Genomic DNA, 448 nt, shown 5'->3' with positions numbered 1-448 from the left:
TTTAATACTTGCAATTAAAGTAGTAAGATTTTCTTTTACCGGTGCATCAACATAAAGCATTTGATTATTTATCATTCTTAAAAACCGTACAAATACGGGTATGAAAGCGACAATGACTAAAGCAAAAGTTCCGAAATAAATTCTCAAACCTTTATTGCTTAATAAAAAAGATAAAACAGCAAAAATAATAATGGCTGTTATGGTTGATGTCAATTCAAACCAAACACCTTTCTTTAGTTTGTATAAAACAGAATTTGTTTTTTCCTGAAGCGATAAATGAATTTTTTCAGAGCCTAACTCAACATCAGACTTCTCAAATTTTTCATTTAAAAGGTTTTTAAAATCATCCAGTTCCATAAATATTTTATGAAGAGTGATTGTAATATTTAATTGCTGATTCTTTAAGTTTTGCTTTAATTCTGATCATTTTAACTGCAACATAATTAGA

1 protein-coding gene is annotated in these 448 nt (G+C 27.0%); it reads right to left on the bottom strand.

What is annotated here, in order from left to right; genetic code table 11:
• Window positions 1-357 (bottom strand): hypothetical protein (locus E3E36_RS11965; RefSeq protein WP_167895592.1); only part of this gene is annotated, 357 nt, incomplete at its 3' end.
• Window positions 358-448 lie beyond the last annotated feature (91 nt).

Source organism: Thermococcus sp. M36 (assembly GCF_012027355.1).
In the GTDB taxonomy this organism is placed as follows: Archaea; Methanobacteriota_B; Thermococci; order Thermococcales; family Thermococcaceae; genus Thermococcus.
The sequence above is the reverse complement of the archived record's forward strand: the minus strand, read 5'-3'. Positions and strand labels throughout refer to the sequence as shown.